Below are 23,756 nucleotides of genomic sequence, written 5' to 3'. Positions count from 1 at the left end.
AATGTTTATATCACTCCATGGTAAAACTCTTAACGGTGAGAGCCATGGAGCAACTCGAGGAGCTTTTCAGGGTAATAAACACGGTGCAGCCGGGGGAGAGCGTTCTTGTAAAGTACCATCCATCCTACGCACCCGAGTTCCTCGTCCTTTTGCTGATGGAGTACGGGAGGAAGAGGAACGTTCCGATAATCATAGACGATAATTTTGATTCCCTTCATGTTCTTCAGGAGCACCTCAGGTTCTGGGGAATCGAGGAGGATTTCAGCGATGCACTCGTCGTGAAATCGGGCGGCAGGATAAACGTTGGAAACGTCATAGCCAACGTGGAGTTCAGCTCGGAGCCGCTTGTTTACATAAAAAAGTATGAAGAGACCATGAAAAAAGCACTCGCGGAAATTAACGACTCCATAAACATTGCCCTCGGCCTGGAAAGGCTCTTCGCCTTCATCCACAGCCCCAGGGAGTACTATCTGTTCATAACTGAACTTCAGAAGATGCTTGGAAACACGAAGAGAAAGGCTGTGTACCTGATGAACACTGAGGTGGCCTCAACCCTAGAGCTCAACCCCCTGCCGGAGCTGGAGTACATCGCGAGCACGGTGGTGGAGATAACCCCCACCCCGGTCAGCGCAAAGATAACCTTCCTGAAAACACCGGTAAGGGAACTCCTGGAGAGGGAGTACGAGGTGAGCCTGGAGGTGATGCTTGATGCTTTCCACGGAAAGGGTTTATGAGTATTTGGACAGCGTCTTTTTCGGCGACGTAATCCTGGTGGAGAACGAATCCCCCTACGGGACCGCCCTGATGACCCATCTGATAGCAGAGTACGGAAGAAAGAAGGGGGTACCCGTTTACGTGGATGATATCCTGGATTCGCTTCACGTAGTCAGGGAACATCTCCGTTTCCTCGGAATAGACGAGGATTTTTCAGATGTCAGCGTCATAAAAACGGGCGGGGTCAAGAGCATCGGAAACGTCGTGGCGAGGATAGGCATAGAGAGCGACGCCGCCAGGTATCTGAACCGGCACAGGGAGGCCCTCAGAGAAGCGGCCCCCGGCAAGAGGTACATACACATAACCCTCGGCATAGAGAGACTGTTCGCATTCTTTGAAAGCAAACGCGAGTTCTACATGACGACCGGGGCCATAAAGGAGCGGCTTGGAGACGAGAGCCACGTCTCGTTCTACATACTGAACAGAAGTGTAGTTTCCGCCCTCAGAACCAACCCGATACCGGAGCTGGAGGAGATAGCCACAACCGTCGTAAGGATTCAGCTGCGGAACAAGCGGCACGCCCTCGTCTTCGCCAAGGGGCCTACCCTCAGGATAGTCGACGGCGACATGATAGCATACCTGGACGGGAGTGCAAGGTGAGAGCATGGGAATACTGGACCGGCTGTTCGGCAGGGGCAGAAAGTGGGGAGATGTTCAAATCGTCTCCCGAAAGCCCGCGGGCAGGTTTCAGGTGGTTGGAGTAACCTACGTCCTCGGAAAGCAGGTCCTGGGCGGCGTTGTGCTTGAGGGCGTCATATACCCAGGCTACAAGCTCAAGGGTGGGGGAATAGCGCTCGTGAGGGAGATACACATCCGGAACAGGAAGGTGGATTTCGTCGTGGAGCACGATGAAGCGGCCCTGATCCTCGAGGGAGCTCTAAAGGTCAAAGAGGGCGAAATCATAGAAGTTTACCAGTCCTGAGGTGAGAGTATGATAATCTGGGACGACCACTTCCACGTTGACCCCTACAAGGGCCTCTTCCTTGAGGCGGTCAAGCAGTTCCACCGCGCCGGAGGAACGCATCTCGTCGTTGTCTATAAGACGGCCCACGACTACGGCTTCCCCGGGCTGAAAGCGGAGGACTTCATGAAGGCGATGGACTTTCACATCGAGCTGGTTGAGAGGATTAACAAAGAGACACCTGTCAAGGCCTACGCCGTCGTTGGTGTTCACCCTGCGGAGTTCGTCTATTTGGCGGAGCAGAAAGGATTAAGCTATGCCAAAAAAGAGGTCATAAAGGCCCTCGAATACGCTCAAAAACTGTGCCTTGAGGGGAAGGCCATAGCCATAGGCGAGATAGGCAGGCCCCACTACGAGGTAAGCGAGGAAATCTGGAATGCCAGCATCGAGCTGATGAAGTATGGAATGACTCTGGCCAAAGAGGCAGACTGCGCGGTTCAGCTCCACACCGAGAGCTTCGACGAAGAGAAGTTCCGCGAGCTTGGGAAGTACGTTAAAGAGGTCGGAATAAAGCCGTACAAGGTCGTCAAGCACTTCTCCCCGCCCCTCGTGAAGGTGGCAGAAGAGGTCGGAGTCTTCCCGAGCATCATCGCGAGCAAGAAGAACATCAAAGAGGCAATAGAGCAGGGGAACCGCTTCATGATGGAGACGGACTACATAGACGACAAGAGAAGACCGGGTGCAGTTCTCGGGCCGAAGACCGTGCCGAAGAGAACTAAGGCATTCCTCCAGAACGGCCTCTTTACCGAGGAGGACGTCTACAAGATTCACGTTGAGAACCCGAGGAAGGTCTATAGGGTGGAGATTGTGGAGTAGAGCACCTTTCCCCACTTAAAATCGCCCTTATGGAGCTATTCTCCCTTCTTTTAAACTCCTCCGGCTTTATGACTATCAGACTTATCAGCTCTCCGTATTCGGGGAGGATATCTCTCACAACCTCCATGAGCTCGTCAAAATCAATGTCACCTACACTGAGAATGTCCACATCAAACTCCTCTCGCACTCCCCGCGTAGGAGCCGAAGAGAAGGATATTCTCGATGAAGCCTTTAAATCTGACCTCCACTCTCGGGGGGATTCATTAAGGGCGGAGGCTTTATTTTCCACTGTCAATCTCCTACAATGCTCGTTTTATCCTCTCAAGAAAACGCCCGGCTTTTTATACCCACTGCCCTAACCATCCAGCTCAAGAAGAGCAACAGAGCTGAGATATCAATCAGGATTTAGTCTCCCCAACTTCCTTCAATATTCTCCCGTAAAGCTCCTCGCTCAGCCAGAAACCCGTTTCCTTAAGGTTATCAAGCTCATCTTTTATGCCCTCAATCCGCCCTTCAATTTTCGCCCGCAGAAGGATTCCAATTGTGCCGGTGGTTTTCAACCCCAAAGCCCTGGCAATCTCCCTGCCATCGTAGTCGTCCATCAAAAGCATCTCAGCCCCTTTTTCAATCGCCAGGACTATTGCCTCGCTCTCGCCCTCGTCGAGCTCGATCATGAGGGACTTCTTAAGTCTCTCGTCGCGTATCCTCTCAACCCGGATCCAGCCGGCGTTTTCGATGAGTTTCGCATCTTCCGAACCCTTGCCCTCAATCACGCACTCCCTGTAAACCGCCTCTGGAATGAGAACCTCTCCAAGGAACTCCCTCAGGAGTTCAAGCTTCCTGATCTTGGCGAGGTGAATCAGCGGAGTGGAGCCGCTAACCACGGGCAAAGTCCAAATCCTCCTCAAGCTCTCTCTCGGTGTAGTGCCTCGGGATTTTTCTCCTTGCAAGCTCCTCCAAAAACTCCCTCTTCGTAATCCCCGCAAGTTTGGCCGCCTTCCCGAGAGATAGCACTCCCCGCGAGTAGAGAATCACCGCCAGCTCAAGCTTTAACTCTCTCTCCACCTCAGACTTCGGGAGCTTCATGGATACGAGAACGTCATCGGGTATAACTATCTCCACCTTTCCCACCGAGTTAACATTTGGGCAGGCGGTATTTAACCCCTTCGCCCAGTATTATACCCTCCGGGAGGAGGGAAATACATAAATACCCGGAGGGAGGAGGGAGATGGAAGTCAAGGCAGGACGAAACGTTGAGGAGATAGTAAGTCGAATAAAAGGTTGGGACGCTGATGTAAAACCCTAGATTGCGTTTCTTGTAATCTCTTTTGGTTTTGGAGTTGGAGCAACAATTCTGGCCATTGATCTTAACAAAAGCTCTTGGGGAACAATTGTGGGAATGAGCGGTGTGGCAGTTGGAATCGGCATTCTGTTCCTTGGCCTTATCATGGCATTCTTTATTCATGCAGACCCAGACAGATTCGTTGAAGCTTACACCAGAGACAATAGGAATAAAGACGTTTCGGACATAGAGATTATTAGGGCTGCCTATTCCGAGTGCATCCCTTATGTCAATGAGGGGTTGAATACTGCTTTGATAAGTTGGTTGCTACTTGGAATATGGACAGCGTTCATTGAATTCGGTATTGCAACAGGAACGGTGGTGATAAAGAACTGGTCTCTGTTCTGGTTGTTAATATTCGTTTCATCAATTGGGTCCCTGCTGGGGTTTATATTGACAGTTATCTTCTTCCTCAGGAAGAAATCTATCAGAAAGGCCCTCTTCGCAATCCAGCTCAAAAAGAGCGACAAAGCTGAAATCTCGATCAAGATTTAAGCCGTTCGTTTTTTCTGTTTATCCTCAACCACTCGACGAAAGATTTAAAGGGGGCTACCCCCCGAAGTACTTCGGGGGGTATCGATGCCAAGGGGAGAAATCTTCTTTGACCAGAGACCAAGGAAAAGGCCCGAACAGCTCTTCGGAAGAGAGAAAGAGGTTGAAAAACTGCTCCGAGCACTGAACGCCGGAAGTTGGGTCTCCATCCTCGGACCGAGAATGGTGGGAAAAACGAGTCTCGCTTTGGCCGGTGCGAACACCTTCGCGAGGAACAATGGTTACAAGGTGATTTTTGTGGACTTGAGGGACACCGAGACATTCAGGGAGGCTGCCGAGAAGATACTTGGAAGACTGCCAAAGTCCATAATAGACACCCTGTCAGAATACCTCTCCGAGGTCTCGGCGTCGGCAAAAGGGGCCGGGTTTTCAATCAAGCTGAAGAAAAGCGTCTCCGCTAAGAGAGCCCTTTCAGATGCCCTTTTTAAACTTAATAACACGATCCTCATTCTCGACGAAGTTCAGAGCATTCATCAGGGGATTAGGCACTTTCTGAGGGCCCTGGGCTCGGCCTTCAATGAGAACCACTCCCTTCTCGTCATCTTCACCGGCTCCTATTCCGGAGTCGTAAAGAAGCTCTTCGATGCAACTTATGGGGAAGCCCTCTTTGGACGCCCTCCAATAGAGATAAGGCTCGCACCCTGGAAAGAAACCGTCGCGGAGCAATTCCTCAGGACGGGCTTTAAAAGGCTTGGTATAGAGTATCAGGACTGGGAAATCAGGGAAGCCGTTAGGGAGCTCGGCACTTTACCCGGCTGGCTGAACCTCTACGGCGTCAAAAGGTACATAGAGAAAGACCACCGCCTTGCGCTGAAGACTACGATTGATGAGGCCGTCAAAGAGGCCGCGAGGGAGCTGGAGCATCTTTTGGAGGGGAGGAGCCCAAAGGCGAGGGCCGTTGTCAAACTGCTGGCACTGGGTGCATCTTGGAGGGACATGGCTCAGACGGGAATATCTGAGGATACACTGAGCAGGTTGCTCTCGACACTAAGCGAGGGGCTCTTTATTGTGCAGAAGGACGAAGATGCAGGGGTGTACTACTTCACCGACCCAGTTTACCGAAGAGCCGCGATGAGACTCTCACTTTCCCCCTAAAGACAACGGCAGGAGTTCCACTTTCCAATTATTATGCCCGCCTAGAGGAGGGAAATGGACATTTTTCAAATGGGGGTCTATCTAATGCTCGGTGGCGTTATTCCCCTGTTCTATGCGGAGTGGGTCGGCTGGCCTGGAAATATTATCAAAAAGGCAGAACCACCACTTTATGAGCTGGAAGAGGCCATCGAGAGGAGCTTCAAGTATATGATATCCATAACCTTAGGAATGGCGCTTTTCTCGACAGGAATGACGATGTTCGTACCATGGCTCGGCTATGTTTTCTGGGGGATTACTGCGATAGTTCTACTCTGGCTCAGGCACGGGAGAGAACAACTCAAACTGAAGCTCCAGGAGGCGAGAATGAAAGAGGCCATAGCCAAGGGCATCGAAATCGGAATAAAAAAGGCAAATGGAGAGCTAACACCTCTTATCAACCTTTTCGAAGGGGTTGTATATCCTCAGTCCTTCAATTTTCTCAAAATCCTTAACGTTCTTTGTAACAAGCGTGAGGTTGTGCCTCAATGCAGTGGCCGCTATAACAGCATCGGGGAGCTTTACTTTAACCTTTCTCCGGAGTTCGATAGCAATATCTGCTATCTCATCGGTGAGAGGTATGACGTGCGCGAAGCTTATGAGCTCCTTAGATTTCTCAAAGCCCTCCAGAGTGTGGCCTTTCCAGCCGAGGAACTCTATCTTGGTGATGATGGAGACGTTAAAGCTCTTCCTGAGGATTTCCTCTACCTTAGGGAGCTCCTCCTCAGGCATGGCGTCAGCGAGATAATAGATTAAAATGTTCGTGTCGATCAGAAACCCCTCTCCCATTCGTCCCTCAGCTCCTTGAGACTTTTCTCAAGGTCTTTTCTGCCCTTGTAGATTCCCCTGTATCTCGAGGGCTCAAAGAGCTCTCCCTTCAGTTTCTCCCAGAGCTCGGGAGGGACTATGACTCCTTTGATCCGTCCGTGTTCGTCATATATATATTCGACACCTTCCATCCTTACACCCGGAAGGTGTTTCGTTCCGCGCATATTTAACATCTTCGCTACAGCTCTGCCCGCTTCACCACCCTCACAACCCCCGGCTCTCCAATCTCTCCCTTAACCTCAAAGATTCTGCCAAGGAACTGCTCCACGACCCAGACGTTCGTAACGAGGTGGTTCGTAATCTCCGAAACCCCGATTTCCCCACCGGTAAAGGCCAGGAAAGGTATCAGCTGGTCGCCGAGGAATTTATCGACGGCCTTCCTGCTCGTCAGCTGGTTGATGAGTTCATCGGCGGCTTCTCTTCCAACCACCTCAGCCGGCTTTCCGCGCTTTCCGAGTGCATCTCCGCCGAGCCTCAGCGAATCGGTCTCGGCCCAGACGACGATGCCGCTTCCCGGCCCGAGGGAGCGCGATACTTCCGTCTCTATCCCCACGGGAACGCTGTAAAGCTCCTCAATCCTCTCCTTTGCCGCTTTAGCCTGCCTCTCAGCGACGTGGGTCGGCAGGTTGGTGGCGTGGCTTACCCCGGCGAATCGGCCTATTCTCTTCCACTCGACGGCCTTCAGGGGATTCCTCTCCTCCCAGGGCTCTACCTTTCCAACTACCAGCCCGCCCCCCTTGGGATAGTGGCCTCTCCGCCTGATTTCGAGTTCCGCTTTGAGGCCCATCTTCCCGAGGGCGAAGAGCGTTACGTTCTTCAGGTAATCAACAGGTGGGCTCCAGGGGACGTCGGTTCCACCGGTTATCTCAAAGCTCCCGCCCGTGAATGCCATCGCCGGCAGCAGAGCCTGAAGGACCAGCGTGACGCTCCCGGCCGTCTTTATGGGAACGCGGACGTGCTTTGGCTCGGCCTTTCCGGGTATGAACTCAAGAACCGTCGAGCCGACTTGAGCCCCTTTAACCCTCGCATTGCTCAGCTCCTTCAAAGCCAGAATTCCGTGGAGGTGCTGGGGCCTTAAACCGGGGTTTGGACGGTTTGCCCTTATCCTGTAAATCCTGACCTGCTTTCCGGTGATTACCGATAGGGCCACAGCCGTTCGAAGTATCTGCCCCCCTCCCTCGCCGTAGGAACCGTCTATCTCCACCCACTCCATCTTCTCACCGGTATTAGCTTCGGTGAGGCCGCTAAAAACCTTGCCGAAAAGGCTTTTACTCAACGGAACGAATTTTCGGTGGTGTTAATATGGACGAGCTTGAGTTCTGCATTAAAAGCCTGAGCTATCCCCTTGGAATGCTCCTGGAGGGGTCCAAAAGAAGACACGGAGAATTCGTCAGGGTAACGCGGAACTGCGTCACCCTCCCGGGAGCTCCCTTCGCGGCCCTCTGCTACCTCACGGGGATAGCCCTCTACGACTCCCTCGACCTCGTGGACAAAAAGCGCCTTCAAAACGATTACAGGGCTATTGAACGGTTCCGAATGAAGATGCTGGGCTCGAAGCTCAGGGACGTTCTCAGGCATTATATGGAAAGTCCCGGACTCCACATATCCCCCGGGGAGAGGCTGGCGATAGACTGGCTGGAGTTTGAGGCGAGGAGAAAGAAAGTTGAACCGTACCTCGAAAGGATAGTAGCGCTTGAAAAAACCACCGGAAGCAGAGATGCTCTGCTGAAAAAAACCGGGTTTCTCGGCGAGCTTAGCCCGGACCAGGGCCTTCTGCTTGTGTACATCGCGGAGGACGAAAAGCTCAGGGGACTGATAAACGCGGCCCTCGGGAAAAACAACCCCCGGTTCAGGGAAGAAGTGATTCGATACTTCAAAGCTTTCCAAGGTTGAGCCGCACCGCAAGGGCCAGGGCCTCCCTCTCCCCCAGACCCCTCTTCTCCACAAGCACCCTGACGAGGCGCGCGAGGGCCTTTGCGTTCCTCAGGGTGAACTTCTCCGGAGGGTAGTCAAGGAAGTATCCCGCGCCGATCTCGAAGCCGAGCATCGCCGACAGCTCTGCGGCGAACTCATCCGGCGAGAGCGGGGGGAGCCTGAGCACGACGGGAAAATCGAGGAACCCGTATTTCCCGGCGTCCTTCGTCTCAACCACAACCGGGTAATCCCTCGCCTCTGCCAGAATCTCGGCGACCCTATCGACTGGAGGTTCCCGCAGAAGAACCGCGCCCTCCGGCAGGAGTTCCTCCAGCTCGATCCCACGCAGGTTCTCCACCAGCGTATCCAGGCCGAGGGAGAGGACATCCTCTGGCAGTATTGCCGGCGGTTCAAATTCCGGGCCCGGGAGCGCTTTCTCGGAGGTTATCCTGCGGTAGAGTTCCTCGCTCACAAGGGTGAACTGGTAAACCCTATCGATACCCCCAAGGTACAGCACGCCGTTCGAGAGAAGGCGAAGGCCGAGCCTCGAGAGGGAGGCACCCAGAGATGACTCACTCCTCGTTGTTATCGCCGCCTTCCCTCCGACTTCCTCGCTCCCCCTGCTGACGAGACGGTAGTCGCTGGGGAACAGACCCTTCGCACTGAAGAACTCCTCAAGCGTTTCCTTTGCCCTCTCCTCGCTGACCGCGTAGACCTTGATGAATTCAACGCTCCCCGACCGATCCACTCCTATCAACACGACCGCGTCGCGCCTTTCCTTAGGAATCAGTATATCATCCATACCCATCGCCGGTTCGTTTCTGTTGATTCAACGGGCAAAAATCGAGAGGCAGGAAGCCCTGCAGCCATTCAAAGGTGCTTTAGAGACGCTCGTTAGAGACTCATTGCCCCAAGAAGCTCCCCGGTGTCGAGGTTGATTATCTGCACCTCCCTCTTCCGGGTGTCGAGCAGGGCGACGCTCTTCACCCCGGTGACGTAGCCGCAGACCTCGCCGGGGTTGACGAGTATGGTTCTCCCCTCCTCACGTATCTCGTAGCGGTGGGTGTGGCCGACTATGACAACGTCGTAGAGCCTGCTCCTGGCCAGCGCGCGGACGATGCGCTCATCGGTGCCGTGGGTTACGGCCATCTTCATTCCATCGGCCTCGATTTCCAGTATTTCGTCGTAGATGCCCAGCGCCTCGTAGAGGCCTTTCCTCTCACCATCGTTGTTGCCGAAAACACCCCTGAGCGGCGTCTTAAGCCTCTTGAGTTCCCTGGCAACGAACGGGGCGACGTAGTCACCCGCATGAATGACCAGCTCCACGTTCCTCTCGTTGAACAGCTCAACGGCCTTGGCAATGGCCGAGAGGTTGTCGTGAGTATCGCTCATTATACCTATCAGCATGCTCTCACCTGCGCTGGAATAGGGCGGCGGGACTTATAGGCTTATCCATCTCTCGGCAAACTTTAAGAGCATCCGGGGGTAGGGGTATATTCGAGAGGGTGATGTCATGTTCACGGGGAGGGCAGTGATACCCGTTAAAATCCTCCACCCCTTTGGGGACTGGAGCGCCGGAGACATCGTGCTCGTTGAGGATTGGAAGGCAAAGGAGCTCTGGGAAGCGAAGGTGGTCGAGGTTATAGACGAGACCGATAAGATAATAGGGGAGATAGACAGGGCCATAGCCGAGGAGAGGGAGAGCGAGCCCCTTACGTCCCTCCCGGCCGGGCTGTATGAGAGGGCGGAGTTCTACATGTACTACCTCGAGAACTACGTGAGGCTGAACGCGGGCGAGAGCATAGAGACCATAAACATCAAGCTGACCAAACTGGCCAACCTGAAGAAGAAGCTTGAACACCTCAAACAGATACGATTCAGAAAGATACTCGAGGCGGTGCGGCTGAGGCCCAACAGCCTGGAACTCCTCTCCCGCCTGTCGCCGGAGGAGAGGAGGATATACCTTCAGCTGTCGAAGATACGGAACGAATGGCTCGGTGAGGAGTGATGGACAGGGAGGACATGATAGAGAGGTACGCGCGCTTTCTGAGGGAGTACGTCGACGACGAGGGCAAGGAGGTCTACCTCAACAAACTGAAGGACCTGCTCACCGTGACCCCCAGACGGTCGCTCGCGATAGACTGGACGCACCTCAACTCATTCGACCCGGAACTGGCTGCGGAGCTGATAGAAAACCCTGAGGAAAGTATTCTGGCGGCAGAGGATGCCATTCAGATAGTCCTGAGGGAGCCCCCCATCGAGAAGAAGGAGGAGTTTACCGCCCACGCGAGGTTCTACAACCTCCCCAAGACGCTCCTCGTCAAGGAGCTTGGAAGCGAGCACATAAACCGGCTCATTCAGGTTGACGGAATCATCACACGTGTAAGCGAGGTCAAACCATTCGTTGAAAAGGCGGTATTTGTCTGTAAGGACTGCGGCAACGAGATGGTCAGGCTTCAGAGACCCTACGACAACATCGTCAAGCCTGCCAAGTGCGACGCCTGCGGCTCAAGGAACGTTGACCTCGACGTGGAGAAGAGCCGCTTTATAAACTTTCAGAGCTTCCGCCTTCAGGACAGGCCGGAGAGCCTCAAAGGCGGTCAGATGCCGCGCTTTGTCGATGCAATCCTGCTCGATGACATGGTGGACACAGCACTGCCGGGCGACAGGGTTCTTGTCACGGGAATCCTGCGCGTTATCCTGGAGCAGAAGGACAAGAGGCCCATATTCAAGAAGGTTCTGGAGGTAAACCACATCGAACAGCTCAGCAAGGAGATAGAGGAGCTTGAAATCTCGCCAGAGGACGAGCAGAAGATCCGCGAGCTGGCCAAGAGAAAGGACATCGTTGATGCCATTGTGGACTCAATTGCCCCTGCCATCTGGGGTCACAAGACAGTTAAGAAGGGCATAGCTCTGGCACTCTTCGGCGGCGTGCAGAGGGTTCTTCCGGACGGGACGAAGCTGAGAGGAGAGAGCCACGTTTTGCTTGTTGGAGATCCGGGAGTAGCGAAGAGTCAAATTCTCCGCTACGTGGCCAATCTGGCGCCTAGAGCGATTTATACGAGCGGAAAGAGCAGCTCCGCAGCCGGTTTGACGGCTGCAGCCGTGCGCGACGAGTTCACAGGCTCGTGGGTTTTGGAGGCTGGTGTCCTTGTCTTGGCAGACGGTGGGTTCGCCTGCCTGCACCCGAACTCAAGGGTATTGGTAGATGGGAAGTACGTTCGCATAGAGGAGCTTTTCGAGCTTGAGAAATCCTACAAAGCAATTTCCGACGGTCAGGTCGTGGACATTCAGGAGAAGGAGACGGGAGTTACCGCACTCGACCTGGACAGCATGAGGACTAAAGAATCAAAGGCCACGATAATCCGCAGGAAGCCCTGGAAGGGCGAGCTGTTGAGGTTAAAGTTCCGCTCCGGCAACGAGGTAACCCTAACTCCAGACCACCTCCTCATAGACGGCGGGACCCTTGAGTGGAAGGAGGCAGAAAAGTTCAGGGTTGGAGACAAGGTAGTTGCCCCACTAAAGCTTCCCTCGGTGAGAAACAGGGTTTACATACTTGACATCTTGCCGTCCACTTGGAAGGTCAAACTGACTCCTGAGGAGAAGAAAGAGCTGAAGGCCGAAGTTCTTAAGAGATTTAAGAGCCTCGCTGAGTTCAACAGGAAGTACAACGTTTCGAGGGATTTCCTCTCTGGGAAGGGCTCTATAAGTGTTGGAAAGTTCAGGGAAATACTCCGTGAGCTGGGAATCTATGAAGAATGGCGCGAGAGGCCCCTAACGTATGGTCCAAACTATCGCAGGGAGCGCCTCAAAGTCGCGTACATAACCCCCGAACTCGCTTATTTCCTAGGCTTCCTTTACGGAGACGGGTGGATAAAACGGAACGGCTCGAAGGTTCACGTTCGCATAGTACAGTCAAAGGTACATAACCGGCAGATTGAGAGCCTAAGGCGGGCTTTCAGGAGCTTCTACCATGGACAGCTGAGGGAGTACGAAAGGACCACAAGAAGCGAACTGGCGGGCAACGAGATAGAGAGCAACACGATTACGTTCCACGTCAGCTCACCATTGCTCGCGTACCTCTACGAATACATTACCAAAGACAACTTCAGGAATGCATTCTCCTTGGACGACGAGGCCCTGAAGGCCTTTGTTGCTGGGGCCTTGGACTCGGACGGCTGTGTCTCAATCAAGAATAGCAAGAGTGGGAAAGTTATTCACGTTGAGTTTCTGCTTTCGAACGACCCAGAGATGGACAGGGCCTTTGCACTCCTGCTCCGCAGGTTTGACGTGTACGCGCGCGTAATTCCTGGAAAGGGTGTGAACAGGATTCAGATAACAGGAAGAGAAGATGTAGCAAACCTCCTTAACGCGATTAGGACGTACAGCGTCAAGATTAAGGAAATACCCCTCAAAAAGCACCTCGTCTCGTCGAAAAGCGATAAAGTTCCCGCCGAGCCAGTAAGGAGAATCGCAAGGGACATCATTGAAAGGGTTCCGGCTAAGCTACTACAGGAGCGGGGACTGTGGAGCACCGTTTATTCCTACGCCAAGGGCAGGTACCAGCCCAGCAGGATTCAGCTGAAAAAGCTCGTGGAGAAGCTCGGCGATGTTTTGAGTCCAGAAATCAGGATTAAGCTTGAAGTCCTCGCTACGAGGGATTACTTCCTCGATGAAATTGTCTCCATCGAGCGCATTCCCTACGATGGTTACGTCTACGACCTATACGTACCGGGCGAGCACAACTTTCTCGCTGAGGGAATCATAGTACACAACTGCATTGACGAGTTCGACAAGATGAGCGAGCGCGACAGGAGCGCGATACACGAGGCACTTGAACAGCAGAGCTACCACCACGACTTCGAGCTTCTCCTGGCCGACGGCAGGAAGGTCAAGATAGGCGAGTTAGTGGATTCGCTCATCGAGGGCAACCGCGATAGAGTAATAATCGGCAAGGACACCGAGATTCTACCCGTTGATAACCTTGAGCTCCTCGCCTACGACCTTGAGAGGAAGGAAGTTGTGAAGGTCAAGGCCGACCGCGTGAGCAGGCATAAAGCTCCGAAGAAGTTCATAAAGATTAGGTTCTCCAACGGCAGGGAGGTAGTCGTCACTCCAGAGCACCCGATAATGGTATGGGAGGGCGGTGAAATAAAGGAGAAGCCGGCGGAAATGGTAAGGAGGAGGGACATAGCCCTGGGTGTTGCACTTTACCCCATCGAGCTCCCGGAGGTTGAGGGTGATACGTTCCGCAGGCTTGGAGAAGCTGAGGACCGGCAGGACTACCTTTACTCCATCGGCACGGTTTCAAAGATAAGACGCCTGCCCGGGCGTTTTGAGGTCGTGGAGACGGAGAGGTACCTTCCCGCTGAGGTTCTACGCCGGCTCCTCCGGGCAGGGAGACTACTCAAATTCAAGCCGGAACGGTACGCTCAGGCAGATAAGCTCGTTCCGGAGTCCCTGATAAGGCGCACAATCGACGGCCTGAGGAGGCACGCCGAGACGCTCCTGAAGCTGGCCGAGGAGAACCCGAGGGCGGCCTTTGAGTACCTTCCAAAGACACACCTTCCAGGTTTTTACGGCATGGCATTCGTAACCTTCAGGAATAAACTGGAAAGAGGCGACCCCGTCATCGAGGGCGTGGTCAGGGACGAAGTCTATAACCGTGTCAGGGAGATAAACCGGGCAATCAAAGAGGTCGAAGAAATACTTAACTCAAACGTGAACTTCCTCAGGGTCACGAAAGTCGAGGAACTCCCCAACGACCGCTGGGAGTGGGTCTACGACGTGACCGTCGAGCCGTACCACCTCTTCGTCTCCCACGGGCTGGTTCTCCACAACACGATAAGCATCTCCAAGGCCGGCATCACAGCGACCCTGAACTCCAGAACCACCGTTATAGCCGCCGCCAACCCCAAGTACGGCCGCTTCAACCGCCACAAGTCCCTTCCGGAGCAGCTCGACCTGCCGCCGACCCTGCTGAGCCGTTTCGACCTCATCTTCCTCCTCCTGGACGAGCCGGACGAGAAGGTCGATGCGAGCATAGCGGAGCACATACTCAAGGTCCGCAGGGGAGAGGCAGAGGTGGTGACGCCGAAGATACCCTACGACCTTCTCAAGAAGTACATCGCCTACGCGAGGAAGAACGTCCACCCCGTTCTCAGCAGGGAGGCGATGGATGAGATAAAGCGCTACTACGTCAGGATGAGGAAGGGCTTCAAGCGCTCCGGCGAGGAGGAGGGCGTTCAGCCGATTCCGGTCACGGCAAGGCAGCTGGAAGCTTTAATAAGACTGAGCGAGGCCCACGCGAGGATGAGGCTGAGCGAGACGGTAACGCGGGAAGATGCCAGGGCAGCGATTCAGATAATCGAGGAGATGATAAGGAAGATAGCGACCGACGAGGAGGGAACGCTCGATATCTCGATACTGGAGGTCGGCAAGAGCTCCAGGAAGATAAACAAGATAGACAGGTTAATCGACATAATAAAGAACCTTGAGGGCGAGGGAGAGTTCGGGGCGCCGGAGGATAATATCCTCGAGGCGGCGAAGCAGGCAGGGATTGGCACTGAAAGAGAAATAAGAAAACTCCTTGAAGGCCTCAAGCGCGAAGGACGTGTATACGAACCGAGGGCGGGCTTCTACAAAATGGCATCTTGAGACCTCCTCACACCTTTCATCTTCCACGCCAAAAGGTTATAAACGCCTTCGGATAGTTAAGATGGAGGTGAGAGCATGAGCGAAAAGAAGGTTGACTTTTACGATTTCGAGGGTTTACTCGATAAGGCTTACGAGGAGCTCCCCGAGAACGTCAAGCATCACACTTCCCGTTTCGAGGTGCCCGCGGCGGCCGTCACGATAGCCGGAAACAGGACTATAATCGAGAACTTCGTGGACATAGCGGAGGCCATGAACCGCGACCCGAACCACCTGCTCAAGTTCATCCTGCGCGAGGTAGCAACGGCTGGAACGCTCGAAGGCAGGCGCGTAATCCTCCAGGGACGCTTCACACCGTACCTCATTGCGAACAAGATGAAGAAGTACCTCAGGGACTACGTCATCTGTCCCGTTTGCGGTTCGCCGGACACCAAGATCATCAAGAAGGGTCGCTTCCACTTCCTCAAGTGTGAGGCCTGTGGTGCAGAGACGCCGATACAGCACCTCTGAACCCTTTTTCATTCATTTTCCCTGCACGACTGTGCACATTTTTTCTTTGGAAGGCCTAACGGTTTTGAAAACCCTTTTAAACTTTACAAACTACAAGTGCCGGGCATCAAGCCACCCAGGGGGAGTTCTCATGAGTATGGAAGAGAAAGTCAACGAGCTGTATGAGAGGAAGAGGAAGATTCTTGAGATGGGCGGGGAGGCTGCCGTTGAAAAGCAGCACGCCAAGGGCAAGCTGACCGCCCGCGAGAGGATTGAGAAGCTCCTGGACCCGGGAAGCTTCGTCGAGATAGGGGCCTTCGTCAGGCACCGCGGGACGGAGTTCGGCCTCGATAAGAAGGAACTGCCCGCCGACGGTGTCATAACCGGCTACGGAACCATCGACGGAAGACTCGTTTTCGTGTTCGCCCAGGATTTCACCGTCATGGGCGGCTCGCTCGGTGAGATGCACGCGGCGAAGATAAAGCGCGTAATGGAGCTGGCCCTTGAAGCAGGGGCGCCGGTTATAGGCCTCAACGACTCCGGCGGTGCCAGAATCCAGGAGGGCGTTGACTCACTCAAGGGCTACGGCGAGATCTTCAAGATGAACACGATTCTCAGCGGTGTTGTTCCGCAGATAACCGCGATAATGGGACCCTGCGCCGGCGGAGCCGTTTACAGCCCTGCCATCGGTGACTTCATCCTCATGGTGGACAACCCGGCGAGCTTCATGTTCATCACCGGGCCGCAGGTCGTTAAGGCTGTGACAGGCGTCGAGGTAACCCCGATACAGCTCGGCGGTGCCATGGTTCACGCCCAGAGAGCAGGACAGGCCCACCTTATCGGAAAGAGCGACGAGGAGGTTCTGGCACTCATAAGGAGGCTCATGAGTTACCTCCCGTCCAACAACATGGAGAAGCCGCCGCGCGTCAAGACTAACGACCTGCCCTTCAGGAAGACCGAGAACCTCTACTCCATCGTCCCGGACGACCCGAACAAGGGCTACGATGTGAGGCAGGTCATCTACGAGATAGTGGACAGGGACGAGAACGGCAACCCGGACTTCCTTGAAATACTCCCGTACTTCGCCCCGAACGCAGTCGTTGGATTCGGAAGGATGAACGGCCAGACCGTCGGTATAGTCGCCAACAACCCGATACACTTCGCCGGAGTTCTCGACATAGACAGCTCCGATAAGATTGCCAGGTTCGTTAGAACCTGCGACGCATTCAACATCCCGATAGTCACCCTAGTTGACGTTCCGGGCTACCTGCCGGGAACCCAGCAGGAGTACGGCGGAATCATAAGGCACGGAGCGAAGATACTCTACGCCTACGCCGAGGCGACCGTCCCGCTCGTCACCATCGTCCTCAGGAAAGCTTACGGCGGTGCCTACCTCGCCATGGGAAGCAAGCACCTTGGAGCAGACTTCGTCTTCGCCTGGCCGACCGCGGAGATAGCGGTCATGGGGCCGGAAGGAGCAGCGAACATCATCTTCAGAAAGGAGATTGCCGCGGCCGAGAACCCGGAGGAAGTCAGGCAGCAGAAGATAGCCGAGTACAGGGAGAAGTTCGCCAACCCGTACGTCGCCGCCGCAAGGGGCTACATAGACGACGTTATCGACCCCGCTGAAACCAGGGCTAAGATAATCCTCGCACTCGAGGCCATAGAGAGCAAGCGCGTCAAGCTCCCGCCGAAGAAGCACGGCAACATACCGCTGTGAGGTGTTAGCATGGTAGTAATGAGCGAGTTCATGGAGGGCCTGAACCTGACGGTGCTGGGCGTTACGATAGTCTTCATGGTGCTCAGTGTCCTGGCGGTCGTCCTCTACCTCGTGGGCTGGAGCGAGAGAAGGCTCGTTGAGAAAGAGACCTCCGCAGGGGAACTCGCCCCCACACCGACCCCCGCGGCAGAGGAGGAGAAGCCCGCCATACCTCCGAGGGACCTCGCGGTTGTAACCGCTGCGGTTCTCGCATACACTGCCGAGAAGGCCGCCCAGCTCAGGCCCCTGCCATTCAGAAGAAAGGTTTCAGACGCCTGGCGCCTCTACGGCGTTCAGTCGGGCATGGAGGAAGTTGAGGACTTCAACTATGAAATTGGGAAGTGGTGAAGATGGCGAAGGTTAAGGTCATCGTAGATGGTGTTGAGTACGAGGTTGAGGTCGAGGAACTCGGAGGCGGCCGCTTTAAGGTCGCCTTTGAAGACAGGGAGTACACCGTTGAAGCGAAGGGACTCGGAATCGACGTGGGTGCCCTGAGCGCGGTTCCTGCCGCGAGCGCCCCAAGTGCCCCGAGCGTTCCAGTCCCCACGGCCGTCCCGGTTGCCCCGGCCGCGCCGGCAACCCCTGCTCCAGCGGGGGAGGGCGTCGTCACCGCCCCAATGCCTGGCAAGATTCTGAGAATCCTCGTGAAGGAGGGCGAGCAGGTCAAAACCGGACAGGGATTAGTGGTCCTGGAAGCAATGAAGATGGAAAACGAAATCCCCGCTCCAAAGGATGGAGTGGTTAAGAAGATCCTCGTCAAGGAAGGCGACACAGTCGATACAGGACAGGCACTGATAGAACTCGGGTGAGGACAGATGGCGGGACTGGTGGAATCGATAATAGCGTTCTTCCAGGGAATGGGGCTGCTCAACCTCAGCCCGGGCAACGTGGTGATGATAGCCGTCGGTCTGGCGCTCGTTTACCTGGCCATACGCTACGAGATGGAGCCCCTTCTGCTCCTCCCGATAGGTATAAGCGCCGTGCTGGTGAACATCCCGCTCGGCCACCTGGCCAACTGGCCCATAGCCCCGAACCTGCCCGAGGGCATAGCCGACAACATCTTCGCAACGCTGAGCTACCTCAACCAGCAGTACGGCCCTCCAGGTATCTTTGACATAATCTACTACACCCTCATCAGGACGGAGATAGTGCCGCTCCTGATATTCTTCGGCCTCGGAGCCATGACCGACTTCGGGCCGATGATAGCCGATCCAAAGACCGCCCTGATGGGTGCCGCTGCCCAGATAGGTGTGTTCATAGCCATGCTCACCGCCCTGGCCCTCGGCTTCAACCTGCACCAGGCTGCTTCGATAGGCATCATCGGCGGCGCCGATGGACCGACGACGATATACCTCACCACGAAGCTCGCGCCCGAGATACTTGGAGCGACAGCGGTTGCGGCATACTCCTACATGAGCCTGGTCCCGCTGATCCAGCCACCGATTATCAGGGCCCTCACGAGCAAGGAGGAGAGAAAAATCAGAATGGAGCAGCTCAGGCCCGTGTCAAAGAGGGAGAAGATAATATTCCCGATAGTCAGTATGATCGTTATCGGCCTCCTCGTTCCCAGTGCAGCACCGCTCGTTGGAATGCTCATGATAGGCAACCTGTTCAGGGAGAGCGGCGTCGTCGAGAGGCTCAGCAGGGCCGCCCAGGAGGAGCTCATGAACATCGTCACCATATTCCTCGGCCTCGGTGTTGGTTCGACCATGAGGGCCGACAGCTTCCTCACCCAGGAGACCCTGATGATCCTCGGCCTCGGTATCGTCGCCTTCGCCAGCGCCACAGCAGGAGGCGTGCTCTTCGGAAAGCTCATGATGAAGCTCTCCGGAGGAAGGATAAACCCGATGATAGGGGCGGCCGGAGTTTCGGCGGTTCCAATGAGCGCGCGCGTCGTCCAGAGGATGGCAAGCGAGGAGGATCCCGGGAACTTCATACTCATGCACGCGATGGGTCCGAACGTTGCCGGCGTTATCGGAACCGCCGTCGCGGCAGGTGTTTTCCTCGCGGTTCTGGCTGGTTAATGCCTCCCACTTTTTGTCAATTTTTGAATGAAAAGCTTAAAATAGGAGGAGGGCGCTTTAACTTAAAGCGGTGGTGAAGGAAATGCGCGTGAAGACTTTGATGACTTCGGAGCCGGTGGTTGTGGAGCTTCCAGCCACGAGGGAATACGCCCTCGATCTCTTCAGGAAGCATAAGGTAAGGTCATTCCCTGTAATCAACAAGAACACCAAGGCTCTCGTCGGGATCATAAGTATAAAGAGGGTTCTGCTTCATCCTGATGAGGAGCAGCTGGCGATGCTGGTTAAGAGGGACGTCCCGACCGTAAGGCCCAACGACGACCTCAGGAAGGCCGTCAGGGCAATGCTGGAGATGGACTACAGGCGTGTCGTCGTCGTTGACGAGGAGAACAGGGTTATAGGCGTTCTAACGGTCGGCGATATAGTGCGCAGATACCTCGCCAAGAACGAGAAGCTGAAGAACGTGACAATAGAGAACTATTATCAGAAGAACGTGGGCGTCGTCTGGAGGGGAACACCCCTCAAAGCCGCTCTCAAGGCCCTCCTCCTGTGCAACGCCATGGCCATCCCGGTCATCGACGACGAAGGCAACCTAATCGGAATGGTGGACGAGACTGACCTGTTGAAGGACAGCGAGGTCATCCGCGTCATGAAGAGCACCTCCCTCTCCGCCTCGAGCGAGGAGGACTGGATACTCGAGAGCAACCCGACGCTCCTCTTCGAGAAGGCCGAACTCCAGCTGCCGAAGAAGCCCGTTGAGGACATAATGAACCGCGAGCTGGTCGTTGCGACACCGCACATGAGCGTCTACGACGTCGCCCAGAAGATGGTCAAGTACGAGATAGAGCAGCTGCCCGTCATCCGGGGCGAGGGCGAGCTCGTCGGCATCGTCAGGGACATGGACATCATAAAAGTGATCCTCAACAAGTGAAAGGATTTAAGCCCTTTTTTCTCCCTCTTCTTACGGTGATGTGCGTGAGGGAAGTTAAGCTATCACTCTTCGGTTTTGGGAACGTTGGGAGGGCTGTGGCGGAGGTTCTGCTTGAGAAGGAGGCCCTTTTCAGGGAGAAATACGGCCTCAGGTTTCGCGTTGTGAGCATCTCCGACACGAGCGGAACGGTGTGGCTTCCAGAGGGTATAGACCTCAGAGAAGCACTCATGGTAAAGGAGAACTTCGGGAAGCTCTCGGCCTGGACCAGCGATTACGAGGTGTACAATTTCACGCCGGAGGAGGCCGTGAGGGAAATAGACGCCCATATAATCGTGGACGTGACCAACGATAAAAACGCCCACGAGTGGCATCTGGCGGCGCTGAAGGACGGCAAAGCCGTCGTTACGAGCAACAAACCGCCCCTGGCCTTTCACTACGCCGACCTCACAGAGGAAGCCGAGAAGAGGGACCTTCCGTACCTCTTCGAGGCCACCGTGATGGCGGGCACGCCGATCATCACCCTCCTGCGCGAGGGCATCCTTGCGGACTCAATTGAGGGCATGGAGGCCGTTCTGAACGCCACCACAACCTTCATCCTGAGCCAGATGGAGATGGGGCAGGACTTCGAGAGGGCCCTAAAAACCGCCCAAAGACTCGGAATAGCCGAAAGAGACCCAAGCGGCGATGTCCTGGGCATCGATGCGGGCTACAAGGCAACAATCCTCCACTGCCTCGCATTCCACCCGATAACATTTGACGATATAGCGGTCAAGGGAATAGCGGAGGTCACATCCGGGGAGGTGAGGAGGGCTCGGGAGCGCGGAAGAACGATAAGGCTCGTTGCCGCCGTGGAGAAGGGAAAGGTCGTCGTCGAACCGAGGGAGGTACCGCTCGGAAGCCCCCTCGCAGTTGAGAGCCACGAGAACGTTGCGATAATGAGAACCGATCTGCTCGGCGAGCTGGTCATCAAGGGGGCCGGGGCGGGATTGAAGGAGACTGCCAGCGGAGTGGTGAGCGACATCATAAAGGCTTCCCTGCATCTCAGGGAAGTCTGACTTCATTTTCTCCAGCCCTTATCAAAAGCTCGACCTTTCCGAAGCGGTGGGGAATGGCTTTAACCCTGAGCGTTCCGCAGGGAGTTTCCAGTTCATTCTCCCATAAGAGCGGGAAGAACTCCCTGAAAAGAACCTCCCCTCCGGGCCTCCTGACTACCAGGGGGGAGGTCGAGTAGTTGGGGACGAGGAGGAGCGTTTCTCCTTCACAGGTTACCCTCACCGCCCTGAAACGGGATGCAAGGACGAGGAAAGCTAATGCAATAAAAACGTTCATTAACGGCAGAACCGGCCATCTGCCGACGCTCGCCGCGAGAAGAACCAGCGAGATTGCCAGATAGGACAGGCCGAGCTTCCAAAGTCTTTCGTTCCTTACGTGGACCTTTTCTGCCCAGACCTCCATGGGGCCCACCGCCCGGACAAATCCCTCTCACGGGAGCAGCCCTACTTCCTTCCCCATGTAAACGACCGCCACCCTTCCGCCCCTTACATCAAAGGCAACATCACCGAACTCAGCGTAATCCGATACGTTTCCGCGCCACACCCTTCTCTTATCTTGAAAGATCTCCACCTCAAAGACGGCTCCCTTTTTCTTGACCCGAACCTTGTAAGTCCCAGCAAAGATTACACGTTCAAACGAAAAGAAGACGAACGTGAATCCAAAAATCATAAAGAACATTCCCAAGAACCTGAAGCCACTCCCATAAAAGACCAGTGAAAGCATGAGAGACAGCACTACTAAGGAAAACTCACCCCGCTTGGGAAGCACTTTGACTCTGCCCATCATAACCCCCATCAATAGTAATCATCGAAGGTTTTAAAAGCTTATCCGCGAGGGAAGGGCGGTGAAACCATGGAGCACGTGATAGCGCTCCACCAGGTCTATGCGGAGCTTATATTCCGGGGACTGAAAACGGTAGAGCTCAGGAAGAGCCGGGCGTTCGGGGAGGGGGACACAGTCTTTCTCTACGTGGCTAGGGGGAACCCATACGAGCTCAGAGATACGCTGAGAAGGCTCGGCCTCCACGAGGAGCAGACCCTGACAAAAAGGGGCACCATAGCGGGGGGCTTTGAGGTCGGAGAGGTCATAAGGGCAGACCTGGACACGCTGTGGGAGATGACGAAGGAAACCAGCGGTTTAACCCTGGTTCACGGGGAAAACGGAAAGCGCTGGCTTGGAGAGTACATCAAAGGGTACGGCTACGCCTTCACAATAGAGAGGCCGTTCCTCTTCAGGGAGCCCATGAGCAGGGAGGAGATGAGGGAGCGCTACGGAGTCCAGGTTGAGGGCATAATCCATCTCTCAAGAAAAAGCCGAAAGGAGTGGGTAAGGGATCTTATCGAGGACCTCCTGTCCAGGGAGGCGGTCTATCTCTAAGAGCTGCCTTCGGGGTCCTCTCCAGCCTCTGGCTCGACCGTGACGTAGGGGCCGAGGCTGAGGCTGTCGATTTCCTCCTGCGTCAGGAGGCGGCTCTTCACCTTCTCACCGACGAGGGCGCTGTTGCCGAGGGGATCCATTATCCTGACCGTCAGAGGTTTTTTGCCCTCCTTAACGGCGTTGATGTACTCGAGGATTTCGTCCGCCCTGCGCACCGCTTCCTCGTCGCCATCCTGCTTTTTGAACTCCCTCGCCATGAGGAGGGTCTCGCGAACGCGCTCAAGAACGCCCTCGACGTTGCTGACGAAGCCCTCCGCCGCGGGGCCGGGCTCTATCTTGACGCCGATTTCCTCCAGCTCTATCGTCCCGCTCTTGCTTCTCACAACACGGGTGAAGAGGTCCTTCTCCTCCTCAACCTTTACGCTGTAGAGCTTCGGGGGCCTGTCCTCCAGCATCACAACGTCAGCGTTCCTGTAGCCACATTTCTCACAGAATATCGTGCTCTCCATGACTTTGCCGAAGTATGGTATCTCGTGGATGTACTGCATGGCCTTGAGCGTGCCCTTGCCGCCGCAGATCGGACAGTCCCCAAGAGAGATGACCTGGATATCATCCGCCTCTCCCACATCGACCCTGGGTTTCTCACCTTCCGTCATCTCGCACCACCGGAGAATAGAGGGGCCGACCCCTTTATAAATCCATGGTAGGCAGAAGTAGAAAGGGCCAAAAAGGAAATCACTTGGCTATCTTGATGTCCGACGGGACGAGAATGAGCTTTATTTCGTGCTTGCATATTTTAGCGGCCTGACCGCCAAGGGCCCCGACCATTCCCTTGAGCTGCTCCGCGACCTTCTCAAGAACCTCCGGTTTGACCTCGAGCGGGGTGAGGTCAACGAGAACTATGTTGCCGTTCTGGAGCTCCTCCGAGATTCTCTCAAGGTCGGCGTAGCTGGTGACGACGATCTTCTTGAGGTACCTGATCTGGGGCTTGACTATCTCCTTAGCAATAACATCCTCCTCAAGAGGAACGACATCGATGTCATGCCTGGGAGCGGCAACACTCTTCTTAACCGCCGCCGGCGGCTTCTTCTTGGGCTTTTCGTCCTTCTTCTTAAGGCTGTCAAACAATCCCATAACCGTTCCCCCCAATTAAT

Annotated in this window: 28 protein-coding genes; 17 read left to right on the top strand and 11 right to left on the bottom strand. The window is 55.0% G+C overall.

Annotated elements, in window-relative coordinates; all coding sequences use genetic code 11:
- Positions 1–44 precede the first annotated feature (44 nt).
- Genes TIRI35C_RS01990 through TIRI35C_RS01975 form a run of 4 tightly spaced genes read left to right on the top strand, consistent with a single transcriptional unit; the run spans position 45 to position 2,551 of the window.
- Positions 45–734: a DUF257 family protein gene (locus TIRI35C_RS01990; protein ID WP_188202954.1), complete on the top strand. Its 690-nt coding sequence runs from the start codon at positions 45–47 to the stop codon at positions 732–734.
- Positions 709–1,374 carry a DUF257 family protein gene (locus TIRI35C_RS01985; RefSeq protein WP_188201550.1) on the top strand — a complete coding sequence of 222 codons (666 nt, stop codon included), beginning with the start codon at positions 709–711 and terminating at the stop codon, positions 1,372–1,374. The genes TIRI35C_RS01990 and TIRI35C_RS01985 overlap by 26 nt, the downstream gene beginning before the upstream one ends.
- A 4-nt stretch (positions 1,375–1,378) precedes the next feature.
- On the top strand, positions 1,379–1,696 hold the full coding sequence (gene pbp11 / locus TIRI35C_RS01980; protein WP_188201549.1) for a tRNA-binding protein Pbp11: 318 nt from the start codon (positions 1,379–1,381) through the stop codon (positions 1,694–1,696).
- Positions 1,697–1,705: 9 nt separating this feature from the next.
- Positions 1,706–2,551: a TatD family hydrolase gene (locus TIRI35C_RS01975; RefSeq protein WP_188201548.1), complete on the top strand. Its 846-nt coding sequence runs from the start codon at positions 1,706–1,708 to the stop codon at positions 2,549–2,551.
- Positions 2,552–2,949: 398 nt separating this feature from the next.
- On the opposite strand, the gene TIRI35C_RS01970 is transcribed toward TIRI35C_RS01975, so the two are convergent.
- Positions 2,950–3,435, bottom strand: coding sequence for a DUF3368 domain-containing protein (locus TIRI35C_RS01970; protein WP_246454782.1), 486 nt, complete (start codon positions 3,433–3,435; stop codon positions 2,950–2,952).
- On the bottom strand, positions 3,428–3,682 hold the full coding sequence (locus tag TIRI35C_RS01965) for a UPF0175 family protein (protein WP_246454656.1): 255 nt from the start codon (positions 3,680–3,682) through the stop codon (positions 3,428–3,430). Before TIRI35C_RS01965 ends, TIRI35C_RS01970 begins: the two co-directional genes overlap by 8 nt.
- A gap of 262 nt (positions 3,683–3,944) precedes the next feature.
- On the opposite strand from TIRI35C_RS01965, the gene TIRI35C_RS01960 reads away from it, so the two are divergent.
- Positions 3,945–4,388 carry a hypothetical protein gene (locus TIRI35C_RS01960; protein WP_188203264.1) on the top strand — a complete coding sequence of 148 codons (444 nt, stop codon included), beginning with the start codon at positions 3,945–3,947 and terminating at the stop codon, positions 4,386–4,388.
- Positions 4,389–4,472: 84 nt separating this feature from the next.
- Complete coding sequence (locus TIRI35C_RS01955; RefSeq protein ID WP_188201546.1) at positions 4,473–5,540, top strand: AAA family ATPase; 1,068 nt, start codon at positions 4,473–4,475, stop codon at positions 5,538–5,540.
- A 420-nt stretch (positions 5,541–5,960) separates the two neighbouring features.
- Here the strand turns inward: TIRI35C_RS01955 and TIRI35C_RS01950 are convergent, their stop codons facing one another.
- From TIRI35C_RS01950 to rtcA, 3 genes are read right to left on the bottom strand one after another with little or no spacing between them, the layout of a single operon-like run.
- The gene (locus TIRI35C_RS01950) at positions 5,961–6,308 is read right to left on the bottom strand and encodes a type II toxin-antitoxin system VapC family toxin (protein WP_246454781.1); all 348 of its coding nucleotides are present in this window, start codon (positions 6,306–6,308) and stop codon (positions 5,961–5,963) included.
- Between the two features lie 38 nt (positions 6,309–6,346).
- Positions 6,347–6,535: a hypothetical protein gene (locus TIRI35C_RS01945; RefSeq protein ID WP_188201545.1), complete on the bottom strand. Its 189-nt coding sequence runs from the start codon at positions 6,533–6,535 to the stop codon at positions 6,347–6,349.
- Between the two features lie 47 nt (positions 6,536–6,582).
- Entirely contained in the window at positions 6,583–7,617 is a 1,035-nt protein-coding gene (gene rtcA / locus TIRI35C_RS01940) for an RNA 3'-terminal phosphate cyclase (RefSeq protein WP_188201544.1), read from the bottom strand.
- 89 nt (positions 7,618–7,706) lie between these two features.
- Between rtcA and TIRI35C_RS01935 the strand changes: the two genes are divergently transcribed.
- Positions 7,707–8,297, top strand: a complete 591-nt coding sequence (locus TIRI35C_RS01935) for a hypothetical protein (RefSeq protein ID WP_188201543.1) — start codon at positions 7,707–7,709, stop codon at positions 8,295–8,297.
- On the opposite strand, the gene TIRI35C_RS01930 is transcribed toward TIRI35C_RS01935, so the two are convergent.
- Both TIRI35C_RS01930 and TIRI35C_RS01925 read right to left on the bottom strand, forming a co-directional pair.
- Positions 8,278–9,126, bottom strand: coding sequence for a hypothetical protein (locus tag TIRI35C_RS01930; RefSeq protein WP_343044031.1), 849 nt, complete (start codon positions 9,124–9,126; stop codon positions 8,278–8,280). The two genes, TIRI35C_RS01935 and TIRI35C_RS01930, sit on opposite strands and share 20 nt — an antisense overlap.
- A gap of 86 nt (positions 9,127–9,212) precedes the next feature.
- Complete coding sequence (locus tag TIRI35C_RS01925) at positions 9,213–9,725, bottom strand: metallophosphoesterase (protein WP_188201542.1); 513 nt, start codon at positions 9,723–9,725, stop codon at positions 9,213–9,215.
- Positions 9,726–9,831: 106 nt separating this feature from the next.
- Here TIRI35C_RS01925 and TIRI35C_RS01920 point away from each other — a divergent pair, with 106 nt between their 5' ends.
- From TIRI35C_RS01920 to TIRI35C_RS01880, 9 genes are all read left to right on the top strand, one after another.
- A complete protein-coding gene (locus tag TIRI35C_RS01920; RefSeq protein WP_188201541.1) occupies positions 9,832–10,326 on the top strand; it encodes a DNA replication complex GINS family protein in 495 nt (164 codons plus the stop codon).
- The gene (locus TIRI35C_RS01915; protein WP_188201540.1) at positions 10,326–14,975 is read left to right on the top strand and encodes an LAGLIDADG family homing endonuclease; all 4,650 of its coding nucleotides are present in this window, start codon (positions 10,326–10,328) and stop codon (positions 14,973–14,975) included. The genes TIRI35C_RS01920 and TIRI35C_RS01915 overlap by 1 nt, the downstream gene beginning before the upstream one ends.
- Positions 14,976–15,050: 75 nt before the next feature.
- Complete coding sequence (locus TIRI35C_RS01910) at positions 15,051–15,482, top strand: translation initiation factor IF-2 subunit beta (protein WP_139680118.1); 432 nt, start codon at positions 15,051–15,053, stop codon at positions 15,480–15,482.
- Positions 15,483–15,612: 130 nt separating this feature from the next.
- Positions 15,613–17,181: a carboxyl transferase domain-containing protein gene (locus TIRI35C_RS01905; RefSeq protein WP_188201539.1), complete on the top strand. Its 1,569-nt coding sequence runs from the start codon at positions 15,613–15,615 to the stop codon at positions 17,179–17,181.
- Positions 17,182–17,199: 18 nt separating this feature from the next.
- Positions 17,200–17,568 (top strand): OadG family protein, encoded by a 369-nt coding sequence (locus TIRI35C_RS01900; RefSeq protein ID WP_188202950.1) that lies wholly within the window; start codon positions 17,200–17,202, stop codon positions 17,566–17,568.
- A 2-nt stretch (positions 17,569–17,570) separates the two neighbouring features.
- Positions 17,571–18,029, top strand: a complete 459-nt coding sequence (locus tag TIRI35C_RS01895) for an acetyl-CoA carboxylase biotin carboxyl carrier protein subunit (RefSeq protein WP_188202949.1) — start codon at positions 17,571–17,573, stop codon at positions 18,027–18,029.
- A gap of 6 nt (positions 18,030–18,035) precedes the next feature.
- Positions 18,036–19,244 (top strand): sodium ion-translocating decarboxylase subunit beta, encoded by a 1,209-nt coding sequence (locus TIRI35C_RS01890; protein ID WP_188201538.1) that lies wholly within the window; start codon positions 18,036–18,038, stop codon positions 19,242–19,244.
- 82 nt (positions 19,245–19,326) lie between these two features.
- Entirely contained in the window at positions 19,327–20,172 is an 846-nt protein-coding gene (locus TIRI35C_RS01885) for a CBS domain-containing protein (RefSeq protein ID WP_188202948.1), read from the top strand.
- 44 nt (positions 20,173–20,216) lie between these two features.
- A complete protein-coding gene (locus TIRI35C_RS01880; protein WP_188202947.1) occupies positions 20,217–21,227 on the top strand; it encodes a homoserine dehydrogenase in 1,011 nt (336 codons plus the stop codon).
- On the opposite strand, the gene TIRI35C_RS01875 is transcribed toward TIRI35C_RS01880, so the two are convergent.
- Together TIRI35C_RS01875 and TIRI35C_RS01870 are read right to left on the bottom strand one after the other, a co-directional pair.
- A complete protein-coding gene (locus TIRI35C_RS01875) occupies positions 21,214–21,627 on the bottom strand; it encodes a hypothetical protein (RefSeq protein WP_188201537.1) in 414 nt (137 codons plus the stop codon). The two genes, TIRI35C_RS01880 and TIRI35C_RS01875, sit on opposite strands and share 14 nt — an antisense overlap.
- 27 nt (positions 21,628–21,654) lie before the next feature.
- Positions 21,655–22,020, bottom strand: a complete 366-nt coding sequence (locus TIRI35C_RS01870; RefSeq protein WP_188201536.1) for a hypothetical protein — start codon at positions 22,018–22,020, stop codon at positions 21,655–21,657.
- 57 nt (positions 22,021–22,077) lie between these two features.
- On the opposite strand from TIRI35C_RS01870, the gene TIRI35C_RS01865 reads away from it, so the two are divergent.
- Entirely contained in the window at positions 22,078–22,602 is a 525-nt protein-coding gene (locus TIRI35C_RS01865) for an ASCH domain-containing protein (RefSeq protein WP_188201535.1), read from the top strand.
- On the opposite strand, the gene TIRI35C_RS01860 is transcribed toward TIRI35C_RS01865, so the two are convergent.
- A complete protein-coding gene (locus TIRI35C_RS01860; RefSeq protein WP_188201534.1) occupies positions 22,599–23,258 on the bottom strand; it encodes a ZPR1 zinc finger domain-containing protein in 660 nt (219 codons plus the stop codon). The two genes, TIRI35C_RS01865 and TIRI35C_RS01860, sit on opposite strands and share 4 nt — an antisense overlap.
- Positions 23,259–23,337: 79 nt before the next feature.
- Entirely contained in the window at positions 23,338–23,736 is a 399-nt protein-coding gene (locus TIRI35C_RS01855; protein ID WP_188201533.1) for a cell division protein SepF, read from the bottom strand.
- Positions 23,737–23,756 lie beyond the last annotated feature (20 nt).

It is taken from the genome of Thermococcus camini (genome assembly GCF_904067545.1).
Lineage (GTDB): Archaea > Methanobacteriota_B > Thermococci > Thermococcales > Thermococcaceae > Thermococcus > Thermococcus camini.
The sequence above is the reverse complement of the archived record's forward strand: the minus strand, read 5'-3'. Positions and strand labels throughout refer to the sequence as shown.

Coding starts and splice junctions, on each gene's coding strand:
- TIRI35C_RS01855 (WP_188201533.1), bottom strand. CDS start 23,736: ATGGGATTGTTTGACAGCCTTAAGAAGAAGGACGAAAAGCCCAAGAAG.
- TIRI35C_RS01990 (WP_188202954.1), top strand. CDS start 45: ATGGAGCAACTCGAGGAGCTTTTCAGGGTAATAAACACGGTGCAGCCG.
- TIRI35C_RS01870 (WP_188201536.1), bottom strand. CDS start 22,020: ATGGGGGTTATGATGGGCAGAGTCAAAGTGCTTCCCAAGCGGGGTGAG.
- TIRI35C_RS01975 (WP_188201548.1), top strand. CDS start 1,706: ATGATAATCTGGGACGACCACTTCCACGTTGACCCCTACAAGGGCCTC.
- TIRI35C_RS01915 (WP_188201540.1), top strand. CDS start 10,326: ATGGACAGGGAGGACATGATAGAGAGGTACGCGCGCTTTCTGAGGGAG.
- TIRI35C_RS01950 (WP_246454781.1), bottom strand. CDS start 6,308: ATGCCTGAGGAGGAGCTCCCTAAGGTAGAGGAAATCCTCAGGAAGAGC.
- TIRI35C_RS01985 (WP_188201550.1), top strand. CDS start 709: ATGCTTTCCACGGAAAGGGTTTATGAGTATTTGGACAGCGTCTTTTTC.
- TIRI35C_RS01900 (WP_188202950.1), top strand. CDS start 17,200: ATGAGCGAGTTCATGGAGGGCCTGAACCTGACGGTGCTGGGCGTTACG.
- TIRI35C_RS01865 (WP_188201535.1), top strand. CDS start 22,078: ATGGAGCACGTGATAGCGCTCCACCAGGTCTATGCGGAGCTTATATTC.
- TIRI35C_RS01935 (WP_188201543.1), top strand. CDS start 7,707: ATGGACGAGCTTGAGTTCTGCATTAAAAGCCTGAGCTATCCCCTTGGA.
- TIRI35C_RS01895 (WP_188202949.1), top strand. CDS start 17,571: ATGGCGAAGGTTAAGGTCATCGTAGATGGTGTTGAGTACGAGGTTGAG.
- TIRI35C_RS01885 (WP_188202948.1), top strand. CDS start 19,327: ATGCGCGTGAAGACTTTGATGACTTCGGAGCCGGTGGTTGTGGAGCTT.
- TIRI35C_RS01925 (WP_188201542.1), bottom strand. CDS start 9,725: ATGCTGATAGGTATAATGAGCGATACTCACGACAACCTCTCGGCCATT.
- TIRI35C_RS01910 (WP_139680118.1), top strand. CDS start 15,051: ATGAGCGAAAAGAAGGTTGACTTTTACGATTTCGAGGGTTTACTCGAT.
- TIRI35C_RS01875 (WP_188201537.1), bottom strand. CDS start 21,627: ATGGAGGTCTGGGCAGAAAAGGTCCACGTAAGGAACGAAAGACTTTGG.
- pbp11 (WP_188201549.1), top strand. CDS start 1,379: ATGGGAATACTGGACCGGCTGTTCGGCAGGGGCAGAAAGTGGGGAGAT.
- TIRI35C_RS01930 (WP_343044031.1), bottom strand. CDS start 9,126: ATGGGTATGGATGATATACTGATTCCTAAGGAAAGGCGCGACGCGGTC.
- TIRI35C_RS01905 (WP_188201539.1), top strand. CDS start 15,613: ATGAGTATGGAAGAGAAAGTCAACGAGCTGTATGAGAGGAAGAGGAAG.
- TIRI35C_RS01920 (WP_188201541.1), top strand. CDS start 9,832: ATGTTCACGGGGAGGGCAGTGATACCCGTTAAAATCCTCCACCCCTTT.
- TIRI35C_RS01955 (WP_188201546.1), top strand. CDS start 4,473: ATGCCAAGGGGAGAAATCTTCTTTGACCAGAGACCAAGGAAAAGGCCC.
- TIRI35C_RS01860 (WP_188201534.1), bottom strand. CDS start 23,258: ATGACGGAAGGTGAGAAACCCAGGGTCGATGTGGGAGAGGCGGATGAT.
- TIRI35C_RS01945 (WP_188201545.1), bottom strand. CDS start 6,535: ATGGAAGGTGTCGAATATATATATGACGAACACGGACGGATCAAAGGA.
- rtcA (WP_188201544.1), bottom strand. CDS start 7,617: ATGGAGTGGGTGGAGATAGACGGTTCCTACGGCGAGGGAGGGGGGCAG.
- TIRI35C_RS01890 (WP_188201538.1), top strand. CDS start 18,036: ATGGCGGGACTGGTGGAATCGATAATAGCGTTCTTCCAGGGAATGGGG.